Below are 1419 nucleotides of genomic sequence, written 5' to 3'. Positions count from 1 at the left end.
GAGCCGGCCGGGCCGCATCACCAGCGGCGCCCGGGGACGCGGCGCCATCACAGCACCGACACACATTCGGGGGAACGAGAAATGACCGACTCGGTCAGCGACGTCGTCATCGTCGGCGCCGGGCCCTACGGCCTGTCGACCGCCGCGCACCTGCAGAACCTCGGGCTCGGGGTGCGGATCATCGGCACGCCCATGGAGTACTGGGCCACCAGCATGCCCGAGGGCATGCACCTGAAGTCCGAGCCGTTCGCGTCCAGCCTCGGCGCGCCGCAGGACGGCCTGCGCTTCACCGACCGCCACCCGGAGTGGCGGCTCGGCCAGCCGATCCCGCTGGACACCTTCGTCGCCTACGGCCGCTGGTTCGCCGAGCAGGCGGTGCCGGGCGTCGAGGCCGGCCAGGTGGTGAAGGTCGAGCGGGGCGGCCCGGCCGGGTACGAGACCACCCTCGCCAACGGCGAGGTGATCGCGTCCCGCACCGTGGTGGTCGCGGTCGGCGTCGGCCCGTTCGCGCACGTCCCCGAGGAGCTGGCGGGCATGCCGTCCTGGCTCGTCTCGCACAGCGGCGAGCACCGGGACCTGAGCCTGTTCGCGGGCAAGGAGGTCGCGGTCGTCGGGGCCGGGCAGTCGGCGCTGGAGACGGCGGTGCTGCTCGCCGACGCGGGCGCGCACCCGCACGTCATCGCGCGGCGCGGCGAGATCGACTGGAACACGGTGCCGAAGGAGCACCGCACGCTCGGCGAGCGGCTGCGGCAGGGCCCGCGGTCCGGGCTCGGCACCGGGTACCGGACGTGGCTGTGGGCGGAGCGGCCCGGCGTCGTCCGGTACCTGCCGGAGCGGACGCGGCTGCGGCTGGTCCGCGAGACGCTGCCGCCCGCCGGGTCGTGGTGGCTGCGGGACCGGCTGGACGAGCGGGTCCGCGTGTCGGCGGGCCGGCGCCTGGTGAAGGCCGCCGAGCAGGACGACGTCATCGCGCTCACCACCGTCGACCGGACGGGGCGGCGCCTTGTCGTCGAGGCCGAGCACGTGATCGCGGCGACCGGGTTCGTGCCGGAGATCGAGCGGCTGAAGCTGCTGTCGCCGGAGCTGCGGGTGCGGGTGGACAGCCGGCTCGGCGCGCCGGTGCTCAGCGCGAACTTCGAGTCGTCGATGCCGGGCCTGTACTTCGCGGGGCTGGCGGCGGCGCCGACGTTCGGGCCGGTGATGCGGTTCGTGCACGGCGCGGGTTTCGCGGCGCGCCGGATCGCCCGCCACATCGTCCACCGGACGCCCACGGCGAGGGCGGCGGCGCGGCGGCCCGCGCCGGCCCTGGAGGCCGACCCGAGGTAGTGGCGGGACGGGCGCCGGAAGGCGCCGGGCAGAGGATCCTCCTCCCGGGTAGAAGGAATCTCACCGGGAGGAAGATCCTCCACCGGACGGACG

Annotated in this window: 1 protein-coding gene; it reads left to right on the top strand. The window is 75.2% G+C overall.

All coding sequences use genetic code 11. The features are described from left to right. Positions 1 to 81: 81 nt before the first annotated feature. A complete protein-coding gene (locus tag ABZ914_RS51365; RefSeq protein ID WP_500201812.1) occupies positions 82 to 1326 on the top strand; it encodes an FAD-dependent oxidoreductase in 1245 nt (414 codons plus the stop codon). Positions 1327 to 1419 lie beyond the last annotated feature (93 nt).

This window comes from Spirillospora sp. NPDC046719 (genome assembly GCF_040645715.1).
Taxonomy (GTDB): Bacteria; Actinomycetota; Actinomycetes; order Streptosporangiales; family Streptosporangiaceae; genus Spirillospora.
The sequence above is the reverse complement of the archived record's forward strand: the minus strand, read 5'-3'. Positions and strand labels throughout refer to the sequence as shown.